Source organism: Streptomyces purpurascens, assembly GCF_045040895.1.
GTDB lineage: Bacteria > Actinomycetota > Actinomycetes > Streptomycetales > Streptomycetaceae > Streptomyces > Streptomyces purpurascens.
The window spans coordinates 1086564-1112016 of the sequence record NZ_CP108341.1 but is presented as its reverse complement, the minus strand read 5'-3'; the positions used below and the strand labels follow the sequence as shown (position 1 = coordinate 1112016).

The following is a 25453-nucleotide window of genomic DNA, read 5'->3' as shown; positions in this document are numbered from 1 at the left end:
TCCGCTGGGAGTGCCGGGTCGGGGGCGTTGGTTGTCTGCGGGTTCGTTGTGGCCGGTCGCGCAGTTCCCCGCGCCCCTTTAGGGGCGCTGCTTGGGAACTGTTCGGACACTGGCAAGGGGGGGGACAGATGGCGATGATGCGGGCGGCCGACGTCCTGGCCACCTGGGAGACCGGGCTCGCCCAGGCCCCGGCCGGGCGCGCGGTGCTGCTGCACCGGGCCGCCCGTCCGGACCTGGACGGCGACCAGCGGGCCCTGCTGGCACTGCCGGTGGGGGAGCGCGAGGCGGACCTGTTCGCCCTGCGCCAAGCCCTGTTCGGCGAGCGGATGCAGGTGCGCCTGGAGTGCGGGGCGTGCGGCGCGGACATGGAGTTCGAGCTGGACGCCGGGGAGTTCGCCCGCACCCTGGCCGACCGGGGCGATCCGCTGGTGCGGATCGCCGAGGACGGCTGGGAGGTCGAGTTCCGGGTGCCCGGCGTCGCCGACCTGACGGCGGCGGCCCGGGACGCCGACCCGCGCCGGGCCCTGCTGGCCCGCTGCCTCGTCACCGCCGTACGCGACGGGCGGCCCGTGTCCGCGGACACGCTGCCCGTCGCCGTGCAGCGGCGAATCGCCGAGGCGGCCCAGGCCGCCGACCCGGGGGCCGACGTCACGCTCACCATCGCCTGCCCCGAATGCGGGGAGCCCACCCGGGCCGAGCTGGACATCGCCTCCTACCTGTGGACCGAACTGGACGCCTGGGCCCGGGACCTCCTGCTCGACGTCCATCTGCTCGCCACCGCGTACGGCTGGAGCGAGCCGGAGATCCTGGCGCTCAGCCCGCTGCGGCGCCGTTACTACCTGGAGCTGTGTGCGGATGTCTGACTCCACCTCGGAAGGGCGGCCGGAGCCCGACTTCCTCGACCGGCTGCTCGCCCGGCACGCGACGCCCGCCGCGCGGCGCCCCGGCGTGGTGCGCGTACGGCCGCGGCTGGCCGGTCCGTTCGAACGCGTCGAGGCGGTACGGGCCGCCGCACCGGACCAGGACGGCACCGAGCCGCTGTGGCCCGTCGCCGCCCCGGCCGCCGTCGCCCGGCCGGACGGGACGCGCCCGGCCGCCCGCGAGGTCGTCCGTACGGAACGGGAACGGACGGTCGTACGGACCGAGCCCGCCCCGGCACCCGACGAGCCCGCACGTCGTCCGGCCCGGCCGGCCGAGTCCGAAGGGCCGCTGCTGCGTCCCGTCACACCCACGGGTCCCGTGCTGCGGCCGGTCCCCGACACCGCCCGCCGCGCGGCGAGCCGGGGCCGTACCGAGCGGGCGGCCCCCACGAACGCGGCGTCCGTGCCGACCCCCCCTGGTGCGGACGCCGCTTCCCCCGCCGCCGTGTCCGCCCCGCTGCTCCCCAGCGCGGCGGACACGGCGGCCGCACGGGACGCCGTCCGGCAGGCGACGGCCCGCCGTCCCGGGCGCCCGGCCGAGCAGGTGGTGCAGGTGCAGATCGGGCGGCTGGAGGTCACCGCGGGCGGGGCGCCGCAGGGCGGTGGCGACAGGCCCCGGTCACGGGACACGGAGCGCCCCCGGGCCGCGGTCAGCCTGGCCGAATATCTGGCCAGGGGGCGCGAGTGAGTGAGCCGCGACGGCACGGCAGCCGTACGACGAGACAGACCAGGACGAGGAGAGGGACCGAGGAACCGACGCCATGAGCAACGCACTTGCCCTCGCCCACGTCACCCAGGCCCTCGCCCTGCTGATCGAGGCCAACCTTCCGCCGGACATCGACATCGCGGTGAAGGTCGAGCCGCGCAAGCCGCCGGCCGACCCGCCTCTCGAGCCGACCGTCACCGTGTTCCTGTACCAGGTCACGCCCAACACCTCGCAGCGCAACAACGACCTGCCCGCCCGGGCGTCCGACGGAACGCTGGTCCGGCGGCCGGCCGCCGCGCTCGACCTGCACTACCTGATCAGCGCGTACGGCGAGGAGGCGGAACTGGTCGGGCAGCGCCTGATCGGCTCGGTGGTGCGCACCCTGCACGAGATACCCGTACTGCCCAGAGACATCATCGAACTCGCCGGTCAGCGGCCGCACTTGAGCGGGAGCGACCTCGCCGAGGCGGTGCAGCGGGTGCGGTTCACGCCGACGGCGATGGACGTCGACGAGACGTCCAAGCTGTGGGGGATGCTCCACCAGACGCCGTACACGCTGTCGGTCGTCTACCAGGCGGTCCTGGTCCTGATCGACGGGCGCGAGACGCCGGTGCCGGCGAAGCCGGTGGAGCGGCCGGAGGTGCGGGTGCTGCCGTTCGGGGCGCCGGGGGCGCCGGTGCCGCCGGCCGCGTCTCCGGAGCCGGCGCCCGACGGCCCGCCCTCGGAGGAGGCCGCGGAGCCGTCCGAGGTACCTGCGAAGGCCGTCGCCAAGACACCGGCGAAGACGCCCGCGAAGGCGACCCGGGGCCGTAAGCCCGCGCCGTCCGCCAGGGCCGCGAGGAAGACGGCCGCCAAGGCCGCCAAGTCCCCGCAGAACCGGCCGGTGGCGGAGAACACGGACGGCGACGAGGACACGGAGAACTGAGGCCCATGGGAGCGACGGGGGCAGGTGAGGACATGGGACCGCACGGCACGGCCGCGGCGGGTGCGACGGCTGCCGCCGCGCTGGGCACCGGCACGACGCTGACAGCCGAGATCCGGCGTGTCCTGGCCCGCGTCGACGCGCATGCGGGACGGGTGGCGGGGGAGGAGCCCGGTGCCACGGCCTCGCGTCAGGCCGGTGCCACGGCCTCGCGTCACGCCGCGCAGGACAGCGGCACGGGGGCGGGTCGCGCCGCGGACGGAAGCCCGGGCGGCACCGGCACGCAGCGTGTCTCGCGGGACCGCGACGGTTCCGCCGCGCGGCGCGGTTCGCAGGATCCTGATGGCGCCGCCGGGCAGCGGGTCTCGCAGGACCCCGACCGCACAGTTGCCCCCGACCGTGTCGGCACACCGTCTGAAGGGCGGGGCACCGTGCCCGGGGCCGCCGCCGACGGCCCCGGTGCCGCCCCCCTCGACGCCCTGGTCACCTGCTTCGGGCTCACCGTCTTCGAGCGTGACCTCGTGCTGCTCGCCGCCGCGCAGGAACTGGAGCCGACGACCGGTGCCCGGTGTGCCGCCGCGAGTGGTGATCCGGAGCGGACGTACCCGACCTTCTCGCTCGCCCTGGCCGCCCTGGACGAACCGCACTGGAGCGCGCTGCCGCCCGTGTCGCCGCTGCGCCGCTGGCGGATCGTGGAGCTGGACGACGCGTCACGGCTGACGACCTCCCGGCTCCGGCTCGACGAACGCATCCTGCACTTCCTGCTCGGCTCGCCCTACCTGGACGCCCGGCTGCACGGCCAGCTCCGCCGCACGCCGGTGCCCGACCGGCTGCCGCCGTCGTACGACCTCGCCGCGAGCGGGGTCGCGGCCGGCTGGACGGACGGCGCCCGCCCCGACGCGCCGCTGCTCGTCGAACTGGTCGGCGGCGACCTGCGCAGCCGTGCCGACATCGCCGCCGCGGCCGCCGCGCGTGCCGGGCTCGGGCTGTACGCGCTGAGCGCCGAGGACATCCCCGTCGACCCCGCCGAGCGCGACCGGTTCGCCCGGCTGTGGCAGCGCGAGGCGATCCTGCTGCCCGCCGCGCTGCTCCTGGAGTTCGGCGAGCCGGACCGGGATCAGCAGGCGGCCACGGAGGCGTTCCTGGCCGGGGCCGCCGTACCGGTCGTCGTGTCGAGCGCCGACCCGCGCCGCACCGACCGCCCGCACGGCACCCGGGTCAGCGTGCCGAGCCTGGACGACGAGGAGCAACTGGCCCTGTGGACGGACGCGTTCCACGACGTGGCCGACCTGGAACAGACCGAACTGCGGTCCCTGATCGCCCAGTTCCAGCTGCCGCCGCACGTCGTACGGTCGGCCGCCGCCACCGTACGCCGTGAACTGCCCTACGAGGACGAGCTCGACGCCGCCGGCCTGGCCTGGCGGGCCGGTATGGACGAGGCCCGGGTCGGCATGGACGAACTGGGCCGCCGTATCGAACCGCAGGCCGGCTGGAACGACCTCGTGCTGCACGAGCGGCAGACCGGCGTGCTGCGGGAGATCGTCGCGCATGTGCGTCAGCGCGCCATGGTCCACCAGGAATGGGGCTTCGCGGCGACCCTGCGCCGCGGCCTGGGCGTCACCGCGCTCTTCGCGGGCGGCTCCGGTACTGGGAAGACCCTGGCCGCCGAGGTGATGGCGAAGGAACTCGGCCTCGACCTGTTCGTCATCGACCTCTCGCAGGTCGTCAGCAAGTACATCGGCGAGACCGAGAAGAACCTCCGCCGCGTCTTCGACGCCGCCGAACGCGGGGGCGCGCTCCTTCTCTTCGACGAGGCCGACGCCCTGTTCGGCAAGCGCAGCGAGGTCAAGGACAGCCACGACCGGTACGCCAACCTCGAGGTCAGCTACCTGCTGATGCGGATGGAGGCCTACCGCGGCCTCGCCATCCTCACCACCAACATGAAGAAGGCCCTGGACAACGCCTTCCTGCGGCGCATCCGCTTCGTCGTCGACTTCCCCTTCCCGGCCGAGCACGAGCGCGCCGAGATCTGGCGCCGCGTGCTGCCGCCGCAGGCCCCGGTGAAGGACATCGACCCGCGGCTGCTCGCGCAGCTGACCGTGGCGGGCGGCTCGATCCGCAACATCGCCCTGTCCGGCGCGTTCCTCGCGGCCGAGGAGGGCGAGCCGCTCCAGATGCGGCACATGCTCGCCGGGGCCCGTACCGAATACCTCAAGCTGGAACGCTCCTTGACGCCGACGGAGGTCCGCGGATGGGTGTGACGCCGACGGGTGTGACACGGACGTCGGGTGTGCCACAGACCGGTGGGACGCGGGTGGGTACGACACCGGCGCCGCGCGAGATCCGCGTGGAGATAGGCGAGCTGGTCCTCGACGGCTTCCGCGCGGACCCCGACCGGGTCTCGGCCGCCTTCGAGGACGAGCTGACCCGGCTGGTCCGCGAGCGCGGCGTGCCCGCCGACGGCCCTTGGGCGGCCGACGTCCTGTCCGGCCTGCCGCCGCTGCCCGCCGGCCTGTCCGCACGCCGCCTCGGGCAGGAACTGGCCCGCGCGGTGCACGAAGGCCTGTGCGGCCGCGGGGAGGTGACGTCATGAGCAACTCCCAGGCCCAGGACAGCCGTTCCGAGCAGTCCGCCGAGCAGCGCCGCCGCAAGCGCAAGGAGCGTGCGGCCACGTCCCGCGCCCCCGAGCCGAAGGACATCGTCAGCGGCGCCGGTCAGCCGCTCGACCCCGGCGTACGACGGGAGCTGGAGGAGCGCCTCGGGCACGACCTGAGCCGCGTACGCCTGCACACCGGACGGGACGCCGGCCAGCTGGCGGACCTGCTCGGCGCGGACGCGGTCGCCGTCGGCCAGGACATCTTCTTCGGCGAGGGGGCGTACCGGCCGGGCACGGACGAGGGCCGCCGTCTGCTCGCCCACGAACTCCTGCACACCGTCCAGAACCCGCACGGCCTCGGCACCCTGCGCGCCGGCCGCGACCTGGGCGCGGTGAGCCTGCCGCAGCAGGCCATCGAACGGGAGGCCGAGTCGGCGGCTCAGGAGCTGGTACGGGACACGGAACAGGCCCCGGACGCGGCCGCGGACCTCGACCAGGCACAGGCCACCCCCGGCTGGCTCCGCTACGCGACCGTCGACGCCGACCGCCGCCGCACGGAGCAACTGGACCCCGCGACCCTCGTCGACCGCCTCGCCAACGGCCTGCTGCGTTCCCTGCGCGGCGACCCGGAGGACCGGTCGGGCCGCGTCCGGATCCAACTGGCCCGTATGGCGCCCGAGGTGCAGGACAGCGTCCTGGACCGGCTGGAACTGCGGCTGCCCGTGCCCGTCGTCGACCGGCTGCTGGAGGGCGTGGAGGAGACGGAGCGGGCAGGGCCACTGCCGATGGACTCCGCGGCGGCTCCGCTCGCTGTCCCCGGTGCGGCGGAGGAGATCGAGGAGGAGCGGCGCGCTCGCGAGGACTCCGAGTCCGATCCCGTCCCCGAGCAGGACGTACGGCCCAACGCGCCCGGCAAGCCGGACGGGAAACCGCAGGACGGCCGGCCCGCGCCCGGCGGCGACCGTGAAGAGGACGCCGAGAACCAGGAGGACGGAGGATCCGCCTCCGGCGACGCCGACCAGGAGAACGCCCAGGGCGGCGCGGGCTCGGCCGGGCGGCAGCAGGAGGGCTCCAAGGACGAGCAGGAGCGCTCGCAGGACCAGCAGGAGGACAAGGACGCCTCCGGCCGGGACGCCGAGAAGGACGCCGCCGACGAACGCAAGGACGCCTCGGAGACCGAACGCGACCAGCAGGACCAGGACAAGCAGGACGAGCGCGACGCCGAGGAGGACCAGGGCGGCCCCGAGGACGAGGCCGCCCAGGAGCCCGAGAAGCAGGCCGGCGAGCAGGAGCGGCGCGAGGACGAGGGCGCGTCCGAGGCGACCCGCCGCCAGGCCCCTGCCCCGGGCACCGTCGACCGCAGCGGCGCCGAGCCCGGCGAGAAGTCCCGGACCGGCGGTGACACCGGCACGGCCCGTGCGGTGGGCGACCCCGAGAACGAACAGGACGGCGACGACGAGCCGTTGGGGCTGGACGCGGAGCCAGCGCAGGACGACACGGAACGGGAGGCGGGGGACGACACGGCCGGGGCGGCCGGCGCGCAGCCCGTGCCCGATGCCGACCTCGTCGGCTTCACGGACGCGGCGAAGAACCCGAGCCTCGTCGAGGAGCGGCGGAAGGGTACGGCCCCGCTGCCCAGCCTGTCGTCCGCCTCCGACGCCCCGGCGCCGGACACGGCACCGCAGGAGGCCACGCCCGGCACACCCCGGGACGCCGCGGCCCGCTCCGAGGAGGAGGAAGGCCCCGGCGGCGAGTCCTTCGAGGACCTCCTGAGCGGTACGGCTGACGCGCAGCAGACCGACGCGTCCGGAATCGGCGGTGCCCTCGGTACGGCGTCTCCCGGTGCGGCCTCGATGACCGACGCCGCCGGGACGGACCGGGACCGGAAGCAGTCGGACGAACGCAAGGAGGACGCCGAGGCCGCACGGCGCGACGAGGAGGCCCGGACCTCGGACGGCGCGGCGACCGGTGCCGCTGCGGGGCCCGGTGAGACCGCCGCGCCCGACCAGTTGGCCAAGTCGGGCGAGGACGCCCGTACACAGGGTGCCGGTTCGCCGTCGAGCACGGGAACGGAGAAGGGCGGCGGCGAGAGCCAGGCTCAGAGCGCCAAGAAGCCGGAAGCAGGAGCTCCCGACCGCAGCGGCGGCAAGGAGGCCGACTCCGGGGTCGAGAAAGGCAAGGACAAGCAGGCCGGCAAGCCTGAGGCCGACTCGGCGAACGGCCGGCGTGAGACCGGCGGGGACCAGGGGGCGACGGTTCCCGCACCCGAAACGTCACCCGGCGGCGGCCAGGACGCTACCGAAGGCAAGGGCCCGGCCACCACCCCCGGTCCGGAGAGCGGCCCGGACAAGGTCTCCACTCCGGGACCCGCGAGCGCGCCCAAACTGGCACCGGGCAACGGGCCTTCGCCTATGGCGGCAGGACCGGAAGCGAAGACCAACACGCCCAAAGCCGCCGAGTCCCCGGAATCCGGCAGAGCATCGAGCGGTTCCACGGGCTCGCGCTCCCGCCCGACGGGCAGCAAGCGCCAGGCGGCACGAAAGGCCGCGAAGACCGCGTCGCGCCGGGGCGGCGGAGGCGGCGGCCGCAAGTCCCCGGCCCCCGCACCCGTCCGCTCCGGCGGCCGCCCCTCCGCATCCGGCGGATCCAAGGCCAACCCCAAGGCGAAGAAGGAGACCCCGCCCCCGGACGTCTCCAACGCCACCCCCGAGTCCGGCCTGTCGACGGCCGCGGGGCTCAAGCCGCACCAGGCCCTGGAAACGCTCAAGGGCGTCGGCAGCGCGGTCGGCCGCTCGGTCGACAAGGAACGCACCACCCTGCGCAAGGCGCCGCCGAAGATGCAGCGGCCCTCCGGCTCCCCGCGCACGGTCCCCGGCGGCCCGCGGGCGGCGGCCCCGGGCACGTACACCAACGCCAAGGTCGCCCGTACGGACGCGGCTCAGGGCAAGACGCCCGAGATCAAGGGCGAGCAGAAGCCGGAAGGCGACGTCCCGGGCGCGAACGTGCCGGAGCCCAGCTGGTGGGACATCGCCGTCACCATCGGCGCCCAGCTGTTCGGCAAGCTGCTGAAGGAGATCCTTCCGCTCGACGACCTGATCGACTCCATCCTGGGGCTGCCGACCAAGGACGAGGGGCTGAAGAACGCCCGCGTGGGCGACGCCCCGAGGCTTCCGCTGGAGAACGACTCGGATCCGCAGCGCACCGACGAGCAGGGCCACAAGCTCGACGAGCGGAAGAACGAACTGCACCAGTCGGGACGTGACGACGCGGCCCGCCCGATGGGCGAGGACCAGATCTATCCCGACGTGCCCAAGGAGACCCTGACCGGCAAGGTGGCCGGCGGGAAGAAGGGCGCGAAGGGCGGCGGCGCGCGGTCGGTGTCCGGCGGCGGTGTGCCGATCGAGTCCGCGTCCGCGGTCGCCGAACACGACCGGGGCCCGCAGATCCAGGCGGGCTTCTCCCAGGGCCGCCAGAAGATGGGCCAGGAGCGCCAGGCCAAGGACAAGAAGGCGGCGGACGACCGCAAGCAGCACGACCAGGACCTCCAGAAGGAGGTCACGGCCAGCGGCAAGAAGCAGTCCGACGCCCGCGACAAGGGCCGTTCCGACATCGCCGACTCACGAGACCGGTGGCGCGGGGAGCAGGACGACAAGGTCTCGGAGATCGACGGCAAGAAGGGCAAGAAGTACGACAAGGTCCGCGACGACATCAAGAAGAAGGAGGAGGACACCGACAAGGACGTCGACAAGCGGACCGAGGACGACAACAAGAAGATCGACGACGAGCAGACCAACGCGGAGAAGGAGGCGGAGAAGAAGCAGGAGGACGGCAAGGACGACGCCGACAACTGGCTCGAAGAGGCCATCGAGAAGCTCAAGGAGTTCTTCGAGAAGCTCAAGAACGCCATCAAGAGCGTCTTCGAGAAGGCCCGTCAGGTCGTCACCGACCTCATCGACAAGTTCAAGCAGCAGGTCTTCAAGCTCATCGACGACGCCCGCAACTGGGTCATCGACCAGATCAACACCTTCGCCGACGCGCTGATCGCCCTCGGCGACGAGCTCCTCGCCGACTACCCGGCGATGCGCGACAAGTGGCGCAACACCATCGACGGCGCGCGCGACTGGGCCGTACAGAAGGTCAACGAGGCGGCGGACGCGCTGAAGGAGGTCGCCGGGAAGCTCCTCGACGGCCTGTGCGGCGCGCTCCTGGCGGGCCTCGACGCCCTGGAAGGCGGGCTGCTGGCAGCGGTCGACATCGCCGAGACCGTCACCGTCGGCGCGCTGGAGTTCGGTGCCGCCGCGGTCGCCGCGCTCGGTGAGTGGGCGGCCATCTTCAACGACATCGTCTCCGACCCGGGCGACTGGATCAGCAAGGCCGGTGCCGCCGCGGAGACGGGTGCCAAGGAACACCTCTTCGAGGAGATCAAGACCGCCGTCAGGGCCTGGTTCAACCAGAAGGTCCAGGAGATCATCGGCATCCCGATGGAGGACTTCCAGGAGCTGATCTCCGGAGGCGTCACCGTCGAGCAGATGGCGCAGATGGCCTGGGACGAGGCCCTTCCCCAACTCCCCGTCATCATCGGCGTGATGGTCGTCGAGAAGGTCGTCGCCAAGCTCATCCCGGGCGCCGGCTGGGTCATGGCCGTCATCGACGCCCTCCAGACCGCGTGGGGCGCCCTCAGCGAGATCCTCGCCGCCTTCGGCCTGTTCATGGACTTCCTGAAGTCGGTCAAGAGCGGCAACGGCGCGCTGCCGTTCGCGAAGGCGGTCGCGGCGGGTGTCGTGGCGCTGCTGGAGCTGGTCTACGAGTTCCTCGTCGAGGGCGTCGGCCGCTTCATGGGCAAGGTGGCCGAACGGCTCGGCGGCATGCTCAAGAACCTCCGCACGAAGAAGCACAAGCCGGGCCCCGCCGACGACAAGCCGGATGCCCCCGCCAAACCCAAGGACGAACGCCAGGCCCCGACCGACGACCGCACCCCGGACCGCCCGGCCGACCGCACGGACGACAGCCCCGCCGGCCGCCCGTCGGCACCACGCAAGCCGTCCCCGGACAAGACCTCCCGCCCCCCGTCGAAGCCCCGCCCCGGCAAGCGCCCCACCCCGGAGAAGAAGCGACGCCCCGCACACACCACTCGCCCGAAGAAGCGCCGCGACGACGACGAACGCCGCGACGAGGGCCGCGAGGTGAACGCGGCCCGCAAGCGCATGCGGGACGCGGACCGCCGCCTGAAGGACGACGACAGGCCCGACCGCCGCGACACCCCGACCCGCCGCGGCCCGGCCCGCGACACGGTCCGCCCCGACCGCCGCCGCGACGCGAACGACCGCGACCGTGACCGCGACCCGAAGGACACGCGTCCGGGCGACCGTCGCCGTGACGACGACCGCAGGACCGACCGCCGACGGGACGACGGCCGCCGTCGAGACGAAGATCGCACCGACGGCCGCCGCCGTGACGACGACAAGCGCCGCGACACCGACAAGGACCGCCCCCGCCGCCGACCGCTCCGCCGCGCCCGCCAGACCATCAAGTCGGCGGTCAACAGGGCCCGCAGGGCAGGCCGCAGGCTCTACGGCAAGGCCCGCCGCAGGATAGGCAATCACCTGAGCGATCGCTTGCGTCGGCTGCGGGACCAGTGGCGACGCCGGAACGAACACGGCAGGGACCGGACCCGTGATCACGGCCGGGATCGGCGACGGGAAGAGGAGCGTCAGCGGGAGAACAACGGCATCACGGACTTCGAACTGCCCAGGGTCCGGTTCCGAACGAAGGACGGCGAGCCCCACACCCTCCTCTTCGACGGGAAGGGCAAGAGCGCCGACCTGGCGGTCCGTAGTGTCTTGCAGGCCATGACCGGGTACTTCGGGGACTGGGATACAGAGATCCAGGGACTCAGGAACAAGGGAAAGACGGACCTCGCGGATGCGATGACGGATGTCATTGCCGCGGCACGTCGCCAGGCCCAGACGGTCGAAACCATGCAGAACTCCCTGCCCAAACCCCGCAACCGTCATGGCATCAGCCGAGGCACGCTGGGCGACGTGGCCTTCCAGCGTCGAATCGAGCGGCTCCGGGACGCAATGGAGGGCCTGGCGGAGCTGCTGGAGCAGCGGAATGCCGGCGACAAGGAGCCGCCGAAGCCGGACACCATCCTGCCGCCGTTCGCCGACGGGCCCATGGCCTTCAACTTCAAGGCCAGATTCATCAAGAAGAGCACGCCGAAGGGTACGGAGGCGGACGAGCGACGCAGCGCCCATCCGGTGGGCTGGAAGGAGCTGGATAAACTCCCGGGTGGACGCTCCGAACGAGGTCGATTCTGGGTGCGCATGCACATGCTTCCGGCGAAGATCGGCGGCCACTCGTCCACGTCCAACCTCGTGCCCGCGCTGGGAGCCATCAATACAAGGGCCATGGTGCAGATCGAGCATCCCGCTCAAGCGGCTCTCGGGCACGTGGTAGAGCACGGAACGATTCCGGCCGACCCGGAAGACATGATCTGGTATCAGGTGTCCATTAATTACCGGGGACAGTATCCAGGGTTTCCGCGGCGCGTGGGGGTGCGCTGGGGCGGCTACAAGGTGTCCGGCAATCAGTGGCAGGAGAAGGGTTCGACAAGCACCTGGGCGGAGAATTTCCCGGCGCCGAACATCACAGCAGGATTCGATATCAAGAAGGCGAAAGCGGCCACGGTGAGAATGGTGACGCGAGTATCCGACTCGACCGCGCAGAAAATAGTCAAGCTGCTCGCTGCCGCCCCCGGAAGCTATCACAGCGTAGACGACCTCGTCGGGGCTCTGTCCTCCGGTGCTGCGGGCCTCACCGGGGAACCAGCTCAGCGGCTGCGAAAGGACCTCGCGAAGCTGATCGCTGCACGAGTGAAGATCAATTTCTGAGGTGGGGAGAATGATGGAACCAACAGCTGTTGAGAGCGCCTGGATCGATGTATTCGAAGAGTTGAGGAACTGTCCCGATGTTCTCTTGGACATGGACACCCTTGAATTCCCCGACGGGGAGGTTGCGGATGCGGATGCCGCTTTCGCGTCGCTCGCAGAGCGAGACGGTATCGTCCTCGATTCCTCGTTGAAAGAGTGTTATCTGCGTTTTTCGGATGTGGCGGCCGGCTGGGGGGCCGGGATGACCGAAGAGGACGAAGACCCTTTGTTCGCCGGGGAGTTCGATGTCATCCCCCTCGTCCGGGCGCTGCGTGACTCCGCACCGGTCGACCGCACGCCTGACCCCTCGCCGGAGCAGCGGGAGTTCCTGTCCGAGCTCCGGGATTTCGACACTACTAGCCTGTCGGGCACGGGCAAGGTCGCCTCGCTGCGTATCCGGCAAGGCTCCGTACACAATCCGGAGATATGGTTCAGTGACGTGCGTGGCGGCATCCATCACATGGATGTCGATCTGTGCGGTTACCTCGACGCTTTGCGGGTCACCAAGGGAACGTTGGGCTGGCAGTACCTGTTCACGGACGTTTCCCTGGCGCACGACCGATTCGAGGTGACCGTGCGATTTCTCAACGAAATGCTCCGCGTCTTCCCAGACTTGTTCCCCGCGCACGACTACGAACCGCTGCGAGTCCGACTCGCCGAGCGTCTGCGCTAGATACGGACAGGAACCCATGACCCGCTACGCCGACATCCCCAAACCCATCCGCTCCGGCATCGTCGTCGTCGACCCCGACACCGGCACCCCCCAACGCATCATCGTGCTGCAGTTCAACCCGGACACCCTCGAACGCAGCGTGAGCCCGCAGTCCGCGGGTGACAGTGGGGACGCCGGAGGCGGGGGGACCGGCAGTGGTGACCGGAATGAGGCGTTGCGGCTCAAGGGCCCCGCGCAGGAGACCTGGAAGTTCACCGCCGAGATCGACGCGACGGATCAGTTCGAGGTCGCGGCGCCCGACGGGATTCATCCGCAGCTCGCCACGCTGGAGATGCTCGTACAGCCGACAACGGCGCAACTGCGCGCCGCCAGCCGGCTGTCGCAGAAGGGTGCCATCGAGATCAGCCCGATCGAGATGCCCCTGACGCTGTTCACGTGGGGGAGCAAGCGGGTCATGCCGGTGCGGTTGACGGAGCTGTCCGTGAACGAGTCCGCCTTCGACGTGAACCTCAATCCCATCCGCGCCTCCCTCAGCATCGGCATGAAGATCCTCACCGTCAGTGACCTGCCCGCCGGGCACCGCGGTGCCGATCTCTACCTCGCGCATCTCGCGCAGAAGGAGCGGCTGGCCGCCGCCGCCCGGGGCGGCAGCCTCGGCGCGCTGGGACTCGGCGGCGGCATCGGGGCAGCGAGCGCATCGATCAGGAGGGGCTGAGCCACACCATGGCCGACATCGAACCGTACGAGAGCGCCCTGGACGCCATCCCCGGCGCTCATCCGTATCCGCGCACCAGCCGGTACCACGACGCCGAGATCGGGGTGCACCGCCGCCCCGACGGCAGTGAAGTCCGGTACACCAAGCGCCGGTTGCTGCCGCCCCTCGACGACGGCGGCCACCAGGAGGCCCAGCCTCACGTCGTCGGCGCGGGGGAGCGGCCCGACCTGCTCGCCCAGCGGTACTTCGGCGACCCCGGGCAGTGGTGGCAGATCGCCGACGCCAACCCCGTGCTCGATCCACGCGAGTTGACCGACGAGGCCGGGCGGATCATCGGCATACCGACCGCCGGCGGCTTCCCGCAGGGGGACCGGCGTGTTTGACCTGCCCGTGGGGCAGGGCCCCGTGCACATCACCCTCCTCATGGGGCCCAAGCTCGCCCGCCCCGTGCCCGCCGAGGTCACCGAGGCCCTGCTCTCCGCGCAGATCACCGCCACCGCGGGCGAGCGCAGCGGTTTCCAGCTCGCCTTCGACCTCACCAAGAACGGCATCATCAGCCGCCGGCTGCTGCCCGAGGGATTCTTCGATCCGAAGACCCGCCTGATCGTGACCGTCAACGTGCGGGGCACGGCCGCCGTGCTCTTCGACGGGCTGGTGGTGCGTCAGGAGGTCGGTGCCAGCAACCGGCCCGGGCATTCCACCCTCACCGTCACCGGCGAGGACCTCACCCTGCTGATGGACCTGGAGGAGCGGACCGCCCGCTACCCCAACCTGCCGCCCTCCGAGCGGGCCCTCGCCATCCTGCGCCGCTACTCCGACTACGGCATCCGGCCCGACGTCTACACCGAGAAGGTCGCCCAGCCCCCGCACCAGGACCTGCGCGTGCACTACCAGACCGGCACCGACCTCCAGTACGTCACCGAGCTCGCCCGAGCCAACGGCTACACCTTCTACCTGGAGCCCGGGCCCAACCCGGGTCAGTCCTCCGCCCGTTGGGGCCCGGAGGTCCGGCTCGGCATCCGCCAGCACGCCCTCAACGTCAACATGGACGCCCAGTCCACCGTCGACCAACTGACGTTCGCCTACGACGGGACGGCCAGGGAAGAGCCGCAGGCACGCTGGCAGGACCCCGGCACCCGGCAGTCCACCCTGCTGCCGCAACCGCCGATCAGCCCGCTGCGCCCGCCCCTCGGCAGGCGCCCCACCCCGGCCCTGAAGCGCAGGACGCTGTCCGGCACGGCCAAGCAGCAGCGCGAGCAGGCCGAGGCCGAACTGCTCGCCCGCGCGGCCGTCTCCGCCGACGTCGTCTCCGGCTCCGGCTCCCTCGACGTCAACCGGCACGGCTACATCCTCCAGCCGCGCCAGCTCGTCGGCGTTCGGGGCGCCGGACGCGCCTACGACGGCGACTACTACGTCAAGTCCGTCACGCACAACCTGCGGCCGGGCTCGTACCAGCAGAACTTCACCCTCTCCCGGGAGGGCATCGAAGCCCGCAGCGACTACGTCCGGCCGTAACCGCACCACCCACGACCACCAACCAGGAGCACCTCCACCATGGCGGCACCCAGCAATCGCTACCTCGGCAAATTCCGCGGCCGGGTCGTCGACAACAACGACCCGCTGCGCATCGGCCGCGTCACCGTCGAGGTCCCGGACGTGCTCGGCGACGAGCCGTCGACCTGGGCGCTGCCCTGCCTGCCCTTCACCGGGCCGGAGTCCGGTCAGTTCGTCGTGCCGCCGCCCGGCGCGGGCGTGTGGGTGGAGTTCGAGCAGGGGGACCCCAGCTTCCCGGTGTGGACGGGGTGCTGGTACGGCGCCGCCGAGGAGCTGCCGCCCGACGCGCGCCGCGCGCTCCAGGCGAACTCGCCGAGCAAGCCGGTCGTCGTGCAGACACCGCAGGCGCACAAGCTCGTCATGAACGACACGCCCGGCGCCGAGCAGGGGATCCTCCTGCAGGCCCAGGGCGGCGCCTACATCCGCATCACCAAGGAAGCCGTGGTCATCGCGACCGGCGCGGGTGCCGAGGTCGTGCTGCGCGGACGCGAAGTGACGATCAACGAGGGCCAGTTGACCGTGCTCTCGAAGCGATAGACGACGGGGGATCCAGCAAGTGACAGGTACGAACAGAAGACTCCTCGACGCCGGAACCGTGCTCGGCTGCCCGCACGGCGGGCGCGTCACCGCGGCCACCCCGCCCTCCGGCGGCGTCCGCGTCGCGGGTGCCGCCGTCGCCACGGCCGCGCACTCCTACGTGGTCACCGGCTGCCCGCACACCGTCGACCGGGTGCCCTCGCCGTGTGTCACGGTCCGCTGGACCGCCGACACCACCGGCATCACGGTCGACGGCGCGCCCGTGCTGCTCGACACCTCCGCGGCCCAGTGCTTCAGCGCGGCCCTCGTCCCGCAGGGGCCGCCCGTCGTCCAGGCCGCGCAGCGAAAGGTCACCGTCCGATGAACCCCACCAGCCGGGCCGCCAGGCCCCGTTCCGACATCGCGTTCCCCTTCCGCGCCGACCGCCGCGGCCGCACCGCGCACGCCACACACGGCGAGCACGTGCACGACCTGATCGAGCAACTGCTGTTCACCAGTCCCGGCGAACGCGTCATGCGCCCCGACTTCGGCTGCGGACTCCTCGACCTGGTGTTCGCGCCCAACAGTCCCGAGCTGATCAGCACGCTCGAACTGTCCGTGCAGGCCGCGTTGCAGCGCTGGCTCGGCGACCTCATCGACGTACAGGGCCTCGACATCGTCAGCGAGGGCGATGAGGACGGCGTCGTCCGCGTGTACCTGTCCTACGCCGTCCGGGCCACCGGCACCCGGCGCGACGACGTCTTCGAAGGGAGGGCCGCCGCATGACGACCGGCACCACAACGTCCCGCCGCGGCAAGGTGAGGGCCGCCCAGCTCAACGGCGTCGACACCGTCGAGACCGGCGACGACGGCCTGCTGCTCACCGTCACCTTCCTCGGCAAGGCCCCGCACGGCCTCTGCCCCGAGAACGTCCGCATCGACGGCGGCCGCCGCGTCACCGGCATCACCGCCGTCGACGTCAGCGTCGAACGCGAGGAGGACCCGGAGCTCGACGACCGGCTCTACGTCACCCTCGACCGGGCCGGCGACACCTCCCGCTACCGGCTCTCCCTCGTCGAGACCGACCCGTACGGACGGCCCGGCACCGAGCCGTACCGCGGCTTCGACCAGCGCTACCACAGCGCCACGTTCTCCTTCCGGCCCGACTGCCCCACCCCCTTCGACTGCAAGGACGAGCACGGGCCGGAGACGGACTTCCCCGCCGCGCCCGTCATCGACTACACGGCTCGCGACTACGAGACCATCCGCAAGCTGCTCCTGGACCGGCTCGCGCTCACCACCCCCGACTGGGCCGAGCGCAACCCCGCCGACCTGGGCATGACCCTCGTAGAACTCCTCGCCCACACCGGCGACCAGATCAGCTACCACCAGGACGCGGTCGCCACCGAGGCCTACCTCGACACCGCCCGCCGCCGGGTCTCCGTACGCCGCCATGTGAAGCTCATCGACTACGCGATGCACGACGGCTGCAACGCCCGCGCGTACGTCACCGTCCGGACCGCGGACGACCGGACGCTCGCCCCGGGCACCTTCCGCTTCGCCTCCGTCGACGTGCGCAGCCTCGACCCGCACGACCGCCCCGAACCGGGCACGGTGATCGACGAGGCCGACCTCGGCGACCTCGACGAGCGCGGCTCGGTGGAGGTCTTCGAACCGGTCGTCGCCACCGACCCGCTGGAGCTGCGGGTCGCGCACAACGCCATCCGGCTGTGGACCTGGGGCGGCGAGGTGTGCACCCTGCCCCAGGGCGCCACCGCCGCCACCCTGCGGGACGCGTGGGTGGACCCGGAGACCTGCCGCGAGCGCCGGCTGGCCCTCAGGCCGGGCGACGTGCTCGTCCTGGAGGAGGTGAAGGGCCCGCGCACCGGCACCCCCGGCGACGCCGACCCCGCCCACCGCCAGGCCGTCCGGATCACCTCCGTCACACCAGGACTCGACCGGATCGAGGACCAGCCGGTCCTGGAGATCACCTGGGCCGCCGAGGACGCGCTGCGCTTCCCGCTCTGCCTCACCACCCGCGGCGGACGCGACTGCCTGCCCGTCGAGGACGTCACCCTTGCCCGCGGCAACGTCGTCCTCGCCGACCACGGACGGACGCTGACCGGCCTGCCCGAGACGGTCACCGTGCCGCCCGTGCCCGCCGTGACCGCCCCCTGCGACCCTCCCGCCTTCGGCTGCCACGACACCGCGGAGGGCAACGCTCCCGCACGGCTGATCAACGCCCTGACGGACAAGGCCGAGTCGGGCCGGGCCCTCGTACCCGACGACGTCCGCGAACTCTTCGACGTCGTCGGCGAGGCCGCGACCAACCGGGCCGGCCTCGGCCTGGAAAGCGCCGGGCAGCGGCACGAACAGGTCGTGCCCGGCACCGCCTACGCCCAGGCCGCCGCCCTGCGCACGCTGCTCGCCCAGTCCGTCTACCCGGGCATCGCGCCCCGCTTCCGCCCGGTCCTCGGCCGTACGCCCGTCACCCAGGCGGTGCCCTTCCCCGACACCGGCACCGTCGCCGCCGGGCAGGCCGAGCGGATCGCGGCCATCCCGGGCCGGGTGCGGCAGCGGCTCGTCGAGCTGTGGCGCAGCGCCCGCGACCGGGACGGACTCGGCCGGGAGGAGATCGCCGAACTCGCCGTCATCTACGGCCTGAACGTGCTGGAGCGGTTCGAACTGCACCGCCACCCGGTCCGCGCCCTGCGCGAACTGCTTTACCGCAGCGACCAGTTGCTCGACACCAAGCTGCGCCGCGTCGAGGTCCTCGCCGCCCGGGCCCGGGCGGGAACCGTCCTCGACGGGCACATCGCCTGGGAGATCGCCCACGCCTGGGGCCCGGCCTACGCGACCGGACTCCACCCCGAGGAGACGGTGCTGCGCGGCTCGGCGACCGCCGCCCTCGCCCAGGACCCGCGCCGGGCGCTGCCCGCCGTACGCCCGCACGACGGGGACGAGACCTGGGAGCCGCGCCGCGACCTGCTCGACAGCGGTCCGCGCGAGCGGCACTTCGTCGGCGAACTGGAGGACGACGGGCGCCTCGCGCTGCGCTTCGGCGACGGCCGGCACGGCGCGAAGCCCACGCCCGGCTCCCGCCTGGAGCTGCGCTACCGGCTCGGCGGCGGCACCGCGGGCAACGTCGGCGCCGAGGCCATCAACCACCTGGTCGTGCAGGGCGACTGCGAGGCGCCGGCCGCCGTGGTGCGCAACCCGCTGCCCGCCACCGGCGGCACCCGGCCCGAACCCGTCGAGCAGGTACGCCAGCTGGCCCCGCTCGACCTGCGCCGTACCCGGCTGCGCGCGGTCACCGCCGAGGACTACGCCGCCCTCGCCGGCGCCCTGCCGGGCGTGCAGCGGGCGGCGGCCGAGATCCGCTGGACCGGCAGCGTCCAGGAAGCACACATCGCGATCGACGCGTACGGCACCGCCGACCCGTCGCCGGGCCTGCTCGACTCGGTCGCCCAGGCCCTGGAGGCGTACCGGCGCATCGGCCACGACCTCGTCGTGGGGCCCGCCCGGCTGGTGCCGCTCGACATCGCGCTGAGCGTCTGCGCCGAGCCGGGCCACCAGCACGGGCAGATCCTGGCCGAGCTCTACCGCGTGCTCGGCAGCGGACGGCTGCCCGGCGGACGGCTCGGCTTCTTCCACCCCGACGCGCTGACCTTCGGCGAACCGGTCCGGCTCAGCCGCCTGGTCGCCGTCGCCGCGGCCGTGCCCGGAGTGGAGAGCGTCGAGGTCACCCGGCTGCGCCGGCTGTCCGAACAGGACCGAGGAGAGAGGGAGGACGGCGTGCTGCGGCTCGGCCCGCTGGAGATCGCCATCTGCGACAACGACCCGGACCGGCCGGAGAACGGCCTGCTGGCGATATCCCTGGGAGGTGCCCGATGACGGACCCGCACCCGGTCCCCGCGACCGACGACTGCGGCTGCGGCGGCGCCTGCCGCGGCGGCCACGACGAGCGCCTCGCGCCGACACCGCCGCACAACCCGCCCGGCCGCACCGCGCTGGACTACCGCGTCGGCGAGTACGGCTCCTTCCTGGCCGCCCTGCTCGACCGGCTGGCCTCGCCCGCGTACCCGGCGCTGAACCGCCTCACCGTCCGCACCCCGGACGACCCGGCGATCGGCCTGCTCGACGCCACGGCCGTCCTCGGCGACCTGCTCACCTTCCACTCCGAGCGGATCGCCGACGAGGCCTACCTCCGCACCGCCGACGAGCACCGCTCCCTGGTGCTGCTCGGCCGGCTCGTCGGGCACCGCCCGCGTCCCGGTGTCGCCGCGGCCACGCACCTGGCGTACACCCTCGAACGCGACCCGCGCGCCGAGGCGCAGAACGTGCTGATCCCGCGCGGCGCGCGCAGCCACAGCGTCCCCGCGTCCGCCGACGAGGCGTCGCTGACGTTCGAGACCGCCCGGGACCTGACGGCCCGCTGGGACTTCAACGAGCTGAAGGTCCGCCGCCGCCGTCCCTCGCTCCTCACCCCGCAGGACCTCGAGAAGCGCTCCGAGCTCTTCGTCGAGGGCACGGCACTCTCCCTGCAGACAGGCGACCAGTTGCTGTTCGTCTTCGGGGAAGGCGCCGGCGGCGCACGCAAGTTGCTTCCCGTGGCGAAGACGCGGGTCGACCGGGACGACGAGGTCACGGCGATCTCCCTGCCGAAGTCGGCTCCGCCGACTCTCAAGGAACTCGTCGACGAGGTACGTCGCTGGACCGCCGAGCCCGCTGCCCCCGGCGAACCGGGAGAGGAGCCGCCCACCCCGGAGGTTCCCAACCCGCGTCCGGTCAGCCGGCTGATCGAGGACTTCGAGGATCAGGTCCTCGAACCGCTCCGTAGCGACCTGGAGGAGGTCAAGACGCCCGAGCGGCTCGCGGCCCGGCTCGCCGAGCCTCTCGCGCGTCTTGGCGAGGCGCAGGTGCTGGCCGCGCCGTACGAGGACGTGGCGGCGTGGTTCGAGCGGTTGGAGGCGGTGCTCGCCGAACTCGCCGAGCGAGCACTGGAGTTGGCCCCTGCCCAGACGGAAATGGGTGGTCCGCCGTCTGCGGGGCCGTCGGGGCCGGTCGCGCAGTTCCCCGCGCCCCTTCAGGGCGACTCGCGGGCTGCCGCTCTGGACGCCCTGGGTGTCGTACTTCCCGCCCTGCGTGCCACCGCCCCCGCACCCCGGGGCGATACCGGCCGGCAGCTCCCGGGCACCGACACCGCCCGCCTCCTGGCCGCCCTCAACCCCGGCCTCGGCAGCCTCTACCCGGCCTGGCGCACGGCCGCCGCGCCCGGCACGCGGCAGCTTCTGCGCGAGCTGCTCGCCCTGCGCGTCACCGCGGCTCCCTTCGGTGCCACGGCCCCGTTGAAGCCGGTCCAGGACGACCGCGGCCGGGTCATCCGGACCGCCGACTGGCCGCTGACCGGCGCGGTGCTGGCGACCATGCGGGTCGTCTTCGACACGGCGGGCAAGTCCCCGGTGCGGGCCGAGTTCCAGTACGTCGAGGGCAGCAGCTCCGACCAGCGCGCGGAGAACCTGCCCGTCGCCCAGCCGGTCACCTTCACGCTCGGCCCCGGCCAGGTCGAGCTGTCCGTGCGCTCCGGCCAGGACCGCGACCTGAGCTGGCTCAACCGGCGACCGGCGGACTCCCAGGAGCCTGGCGTCACGGCCCGCTTCCTCTCCGCCCTGCCCGAGCGCACGCTCTTCGTGTCCCGGCCCGACGACGAGGGCCTGGTCCACGTCGGCGTCCACAACGGCACGTCCGAGCAGATCGCCCTGCGGCCGGGCGCCAGTGAGCAGTTCACGCACGGCGACCACGAGGTCAGCCTCAAGTACACGGTGGGGAGCGCCGAGCCCAACGTCGAGGTCGTGATCGCCAGCAAGCCGGAGCCCGTCAACCGCCGCACGCTCCAGCTGGACACCGTGCACGAGGGCATCACGGTGGGCAGCTGGGTGGCGATCCAGCGGCCCGCCAAGGGAGCCGAGGGCGGTGTGCCCGGCGATCCGAAGCTGGCGTTCGTCACCACCCAGGTGGTGGCCGCGCGTACGGCCGCGTACACCAACTACGGCATCACCGGACGGGGCACCGAACTCACTCTCGCCGACCCCTGGCTGGACGAGTTCGACGTCCTGCTGTCGCACATCCGCGACACCACCGTGCACGCGGCGGGGGAGCCTCTGCGTCTCGCCGACGAGCCCCTCGGTGAGGACGTGCACGGCAACGAGATCGAACTCGCCGAGCTGTACGAGGGGCTGCGGCCCGGCCGCACGCTCGTCGTGGCCGGGGAGCGCAGTGACCTCCCCGGCACGGCAGGGGTGCGCGCCACCGAGGTGGTGTCGATCGCCGCCGCCGACCCGGCCGTCGACCCCCGGCTGCCCGGCGACCACGTCCACACCCGGCTCACCCTCACCGCCGACCTCGCCCACCGCTACCGCCGCGAGACGGTCCGCATCCTCGGCAACGTCGTCGAGGCCACCCAGGGCGAGAGCCGCGAGGAGGCCATCGGCAGCGGCGACTCGGACCGCGTCAACCAGACCTTCGCGCTCTGGCAGTCCCCGCTGACGTGGCTCGCCGACGACAACCCCCTCGGGGCCACCCCCGTGCTGGAGCTCCGTGTCGACGGCGTGCTGTGGCACGAGGTCGACAGCCTCGCAGGACGCGGCCCGACCGAGCGGGTCTACATCAGCGGTGCCACGGCCGACGGCCGGACGACCGTGACCTTCGGCGACGGTGTGCACGGCGCCCGGCTGCCCTCCGGCCACGAGAACGTCCGCGCCCGCTACCGCTTCGGCACCGGCAGGGCCGCCAATGTGCCCGCGGACCGCGTCACCCAGCCCCTCACCCGGCCGCTGGGCGTCACCGCGGTCACCAACCCGCGCCCGGCCACCGGCGGTGCCGACGCCGACGGACCCGGCCTGACCCGCCGTACGGTCCCGCTGGCCGTCTCGGCGCTGGACCGGCTGGTGTCCGAGTCCGACTACGAGGACTTCGCCCGCTCCCGCGCCGGCATCGGCAGGGCCTCGGCACGCGAACTCTTCGACGGGCGGCGGCGTGTGCTGCACGTGACGGTGGCGGGCACGGACGACGTGCCCATCGCCCCCGATTCGGACACCCTGCGCGCCCTGCGCGGCGCCCTCACCGAGTACGGGGACGCGAACCTCCCGGTCCGCGTGGACGGCCGGGAACTGGTCCTGCTGCTGATCGCCGCCCAGGTGAAGGTGGCCCCCGACCACGCCTGGCACACAGTGGAGCCGCGCCTGCGGCAGGCCCTGCTGAACCGGCTCGGCTTCGAGGGCCGGGAGCTGGGACGGCCCGCCCGTCTCTCCGAGGTCCTGGCCACCGCCCACACCGTGCCCGGCGTCGACTACGTGGACGTCGACGTCTTCACCGGCGTGCCCGCCTCCGCCACCCCGGAGGAGCTCACCGAGCTGCTCACCCGGCCCGGCCCGCCCAGGGCGTCCGTCCCGGCGCACCCGGCGACGTACGACGAGAAGATCCACACGGTCCGCGCCGAGAACGGCGAGACGCTGTCGGAGATCTGCGCGAAGTACGGCGTCCCACTCGCCGAACTGCTGCGCCTCAACCCCGACATCACCGACACCCGGCGCCTGCCCAAGGGCCGGTCGGTGTACGTCTTCCGCGGCATCCGCCCGGCCCAGCTCGCGCTGCTGTCGCCCCGGGCCGCGGACACCCTGATTCTGACGGAGGTCAAGTGATGTCCCCGGATCCCCAGTTGGAGACGCCGGCCCCGGTGGTGCCCAGGGAGCCGGACGGGCTCGCCGACCTGCTGCCCCGCTGGCACCGGCTGCGCGACGCCGAGGAGGGTGAGCCGCTGCGCGCGCTGCTCGCCGTGATCGCGGAGCAGGTCGACCGTGTCCGCGACGGCGTCCAGCAGGGCTACGAGGACCTGTTCGTGGAGACGGCGGCCCCCTGGGTGCTGCCGTACCTCGGCGACCTCGTCGGCTACCGCACCCTGCCCGGCTACGAACGCGTCCTGACCACCGGCCTGCACGACGGCGGCCGGGCCGCCCTCGCCGAGGCCGTCGCCCCGCGCCGGGACGTGGCCGCCACGGTCGCCAGCCGCCGCCGCAAGGGCACCCTGCACCTGCTGGAGGAACTGTCCGAGCAGGTGGCGGCCTGGCCGGCGCGCGCCGTCGAACTGTCCCGGCAGGTGGCCCACACCCAGCCGGTGAAGCTGTACGGCACGGGCACCCACCGGGGCGAGCGCGGCCGTCTCACCGACCTGCGCGACGGCGCCGAACTCGCCCTCGGCGGCGGCCCCTTCGCCAACTCGGCCCGTACGGCCGACGTCCGCCGCGCCGAGTCACGGCACCGGCAGGGCGGCTGGACCCCGGCCGGTGTCGCCCTGTTCGTATGGCGGCTGAACGCGTACGCGCTGACCCGGACCCCGGCCTACTGCATCGACCGGGCCCGCAACCTCTACACCTTCTCGATCCTCGGCAACGACACCCCGCTGGTCACCAAGCCGTTCCCGGAGCCCTCGCCGACGCTCCCCCACTCTCGGCTTCGCTCGAGCGGGGGGACCCCCACCGCCACCGTCGACAACGTGCCGGCGTTCGTCACCCGCCGTCTTCTGCACGACCGGCTGCTCGACTACTACGGGCCCGGCAAGAGCTTCGTCATCCGGCGCGACGGCGAGGACAACCCCGTGCCGCCCTCGGACATCGTGGTCGCCGATCTGTCGGACTGGCGCTACCGGCCCAAGCGCGGACAAGTGGCCGTGGACCCGGAACTGGGCCGGATCGCGTTCGGTTCGCGGTCCGCGCCCCGGCAGGGCGTGTGGGTCGACTACCACTACGCGTTCGCGGCCGACATGGGCGGCGGCGAGTACGAACGCGACCGTGAGCCGCGTCCCGACGCCGAGTTCTACCGGGTCGGGCCCGGACAGCCCTACCGGCAGATCATGGACGCCTACCGGGCCTGGCAGAACGACCGCCGGGCCGGCCGCACCGGGCCCGACGGCATCATCGAGATCACCCACAGCGGCGCCTACCAGGAGCAGCTGGACTTCGACCTCGACCCGGGCGACCGGCTCGAACTGCGGGCGGCGGAGGGCACACGCCCCGTGATCCGCCTGCTCGACTGGTACAGCAACCGCCCCGACGCGCTCAACATCCGCGCGGTGTCGGAGGACTGCGCCCCGCAGGAGCGGCCGCGTGTCGTCCTCGACGGGCTGCTGGTCGCCGGCCGCGGCATCAACGTGACCGGCGCGATGGGCGCCGTCGTCGTACGGCACAGCACGCTCGTGCCCGGCTGGTCCCTGGAGCCCGAGTGCGATCCGCACTCGCCCGAGGAGCCGAGCATCGTCCTGGACCGCACCACCGCCTGCCTCCAGATCGAGCACAGCATCCTCGGCACCATCGAGGTCATCGGCGACGAGGTGGGCGAGGACCCCCTCGACATCCACATCCGGGACAGCGTCCTCGACGCCACGGCCGACGACCGCGAGGCCCTGTCCGCCCCGGACTGCCGCCACGCCCACGCCGTGCTGCACCTGCACCGCACCACCGTCATCGGCGAGATCCACACGCACGCGGTGAAGATCGCCGAGAACAGCGTCTTCACGGGCCGGCTCCACGTGGCCCGGCGCGGCATCGGCTGCGTGCGCCACTCCTCCGTCCCCACCGGCTCACGCACCCCGCGCCGCCACCGCTGCCCGGACACCAAGCCGCTCTTCACGTCACAGCGCTACGGGACGCCCTGGTACGCGCTGTTGTCCGACGGGTGCCCCGAGGAGATCCGGCGCGGCGCGGACGACGGTGCCGAGATGGGCGCCTTCCACGACCTGTACCGGCCGCAGCGCGAGGACGGCCTCAGGGCCAGGCTCGCCGAGTACACGCCGGCCGGCACCGACGCCGGGATCTTCTTCGTGACGTGAGCCGCACCGCCACCGACTTCGTGAACCCGCACTTCTG

Annotated in this window: 16 protein-coding genes; all 16 read left to right on the top strand. The window is 72.8% G+C overall.

Annotated features, from left to right (window positions below; all coding sequences use genetic code 11):
- Positions 1–128 precede the first annotated feature (128 nt).
- Positions 129–863: a hypothetical protein gene (locus tag OHU35_RS05060; RefSeq protein ID WP_405504859.1), complete on the top strand. Its 735-nt coding sequence runs from the start codon at positions 129–131 to the stop codon at positions 861–863.
- Positions 856–1608, top strand: a complete 753-nt coding sequence (locus OHU35_RS05055; RefSeq protein ID WP_405504858.1) for a hypothetical protein — start codon at positions 856–858, stop codon at positions 1606–1608. Before OHU35_RS05060 ends, OHU35_RS05055 begins: the two co-directional genes overlap by 8 nt.
- A gap of 73 nt (positions 1609–1681) precedes the next feature.
- Positions 1682–2551, top strand: coding sequence for a DUF4255 domain-containing protein (locus tag OHU35_RS05050; RefSeq protein ID WP_189724197.1), 870 nt, complete (start codon positions 1682–1684; stop codon positions 2549–2551).
- Between the two features lie 32 nt (positions 2552–2583).
- Entirely contained in the window at positions 2584–4809 is a 2226-nt protein-coding gene (locus OHU35_RS05045) for an ATP-binding protein (RefSeq protein WP_405504856.1), read from the top strand.
- 53 nt (positions 4810–4862) lie between these two features.
- The gene (locus tag OHU35_RS05040) at positions 4863–5141 is read left to right on the top strand and encodes a hypothetical protein (RefSeq protein WP_189724196.1); all 279 of its coding nucleotides are present in this window, start codon (positions 4863–4865) and stop codon (positions 5139–5141) included.
- A complete protein-coding gene (locus OHU35_RS05035) occupies positions 5138–12037 on the top strand; it encodes a DUF4157 domain-containing protein (RefSeq protein WP_405504854.1) in 6900 nt (2299 codons plus the stop codon). Before OHU35_RS05040 ends, OHU35_RS05035 begins: the two co-directional genes overlap by 4 nt.
- Positions 12038–12047: 10 nt before the next feature.
- Positions 12048–12749, top strand: a complete 702-nt coding sequence (locus tag OHU35_RS05030) for a hypothetical protein (RefSeq protein WP_189724194.1) — start codon at positions 12048–12050, stop codon at positions 12747–12749.
- Positions 12750–12765: 16 nt separating this feature from the next.
- Positions 12766–13464, top strand: a complete 699-nt coding sequence (locus OHU35_RS05025) for a hypothetical protein (protein ID WP_189724193.1) — start codon at positions 12766–12768, stop codon at positions 13462–13464.
- An 8-nt stretch (positions 13465–13472) separates the two neighbouring features.
- A complete protein-coding gene (locus OHU35_RS05020) occupies positions 13473–13847 on the top strand; it encodes a hypothetical protein (protein WP_189724192.1) in 375 nt (124 codons plus the stop codon).
- Entirely contained in the window at positions 13840–14979 is a 1140-nt protein-coding gene (locus OHU35_RS05015; protein WP_405504852.1) for a hypothetical protein, read from the top strand. Before OHU35_RS05020 ends, OHU35_RS05015 begins: the two co-directional genes overlap by 8 nt.
- Positions 14980–15018: 39 nt before the next feature.
- Positions 15019–15555 (top strand): phage baseplate assembly protein V, encoded by a 537-nt coding sequence (locus OHU35_RS05010; RefSeq protein ID WP_359897099.1) that lies wholly within the window; start codon positions 15019–15021, stop codon positions 15553–15555.
- Positions 15556–15574: 19 nt separating this feature from the next.
- Positions 15575–15919: a hypothetical protein gene (locus tag OHU35_RS05005; RefSeq protein ID WP_189724189.1), complete on the top strand. Its 345-nt coding sequence runs from the start codon at positions 15575–15577 to the stop codon at positions 15917–15919.
- Complete coding sequence (locus OHU35_RS05000; protein ID WP_189724188.1) at positions 15916–16320, top strand: GPW/gp25 family protein; 405 nt, start codon at positions 15916–15918, stop codon at positions 16318–16320. Before OHU35_RS05005 ends, OHU35_RS05000 begins: the two co-directional genes overlap by 4 nt.
- The gene (locus tag OHU35_RS04995) at positions 16317–19427 is read left to right on the top strand and encodes a putative baseplate assembly protein (RefSeq protein ID WP_359897095.1); all 3111 of its coding nucleotides are present in this window, start codon (positions 16317–16319) and stop codon (positions 19425–19427) included. The genes OHU35_RS05000 and OHU35_RS04995 overlap by 4 nt, the downstream gene beginning before the upstream one ends.
- Complete coding sequence (locus OHU35_RS04990; protein WP_405504850.1) at positions 19424–23233, top strand: putative baseplate assembly protein; 3810 nt, start codon at positions 19424–19426, stop codon at positions 23231–23233. Before OHU35_RS04995 ends, OHU35_RS04990 begins: the two co-directional genes overlap by 4 nt.
- Positions 23233–25416, top strand: a complete 2184-nt coding sequence (locus OHU35_RS04985) for a hypothetical protein (RefSeq protein WP_189724185.1) — start codon at positions 23233–23235, stop codon at positions 25414–25416. The genes OHU35_RS04990 and OHU35_RS04985 overlap by 1 nt, the downstream gene beginning before the upstream one ends.
- Positions 25417–25453: the final 37 nt, after the last annotated feature.

Coding starts and splice junctions, on each gene's coding strand:
- OHU35_RS05060 (WP_405504859.1), top strand. CDS start 129: ATGGCGATGATGCGGGCGGCCGACGTCCTGGCCACCTGGGAGACCGGG.
- OHU35_RS05055 (WP_405504858.1), top strand. CDS start 856: ATGTCTGACTCCACCTCGGAAGGGCGGCCGGAGCCCGACTTCCTCGAC.
- OHU35_RS05050 (WP_189724197.1), top strand. CDS start 1,682: ATGAGCAACGCACTTGCCCTCGCCCACGTCACCCAGGCCCTCGCCCTG.
- OHU35_RS05045 (WP_405504856.1), top strand. CDS start 2,584: ATGGGACCGCACGGCACGGCCGCGGCGGGTGCGACGGCTGCCGCCGCG.
- OHU35_RS05035 (WP_405504854.1), top strand. CDS start 5,138: ATGAGCAACTCCCAGGCCCAGGACAGCCGTTCCGAGCAGTCCGCCGAG.
- OHU35_RS05030 (WP_189724194.1), top strand. CDS start 12,048: ATGATGGAACCAACAGCTGTTGAGAGCGCCTGGATCGATGTATTCGAA.
- OHU35_RS05025 (WP_189724193.1), top strand. CDS start 12,766: ATGACCCGCTACGCCGACATCCCCAAACCCATCCGCTCCGGCATCGTC.
- OHU35_RS05020 (WP_189724192.1), top strand. CDS start 13,473: ATGGCCGACATCGAACCGTACGAGAGCGCCCTGGACGCCATCCCCGGC.
- OHU35_RS05010 (WP_359897099.1), top strand. CDS start 15,019: ATGGCGGCACCCAGCAATCGCTACCTCGGCAAATTCCGCGGCCGGGTC.
- OHU35_RS05000 (WP_189724188.1), top strand. CDS start 15,916: ATGAACCCCACCAGCCGGGCCGCCAGGCCCCGTTCCGACATCGCGTTC.
- OHU35_RS04995 (WP_359897095.1), top strand. CDS start 16,317: ATGACGACCGGCACCACAACGTCCCGCCGCGGCAAGGTGAGGGCCGCC.
- OHU35_RS04990 (WP_405504850.1), top strand. CDS start 19,424: ATGACGGACCCGCACCCGGTCCCCGCGACCGACGACTGCGGCTGCGGC.
- OHU35_RS04985 (WP_189724185.1), top strand. CDS start 23,233: ATGTCCCCGGATCCCCAGTTGGAGACGCCGGCCCCGGTGGTGCCCAGG.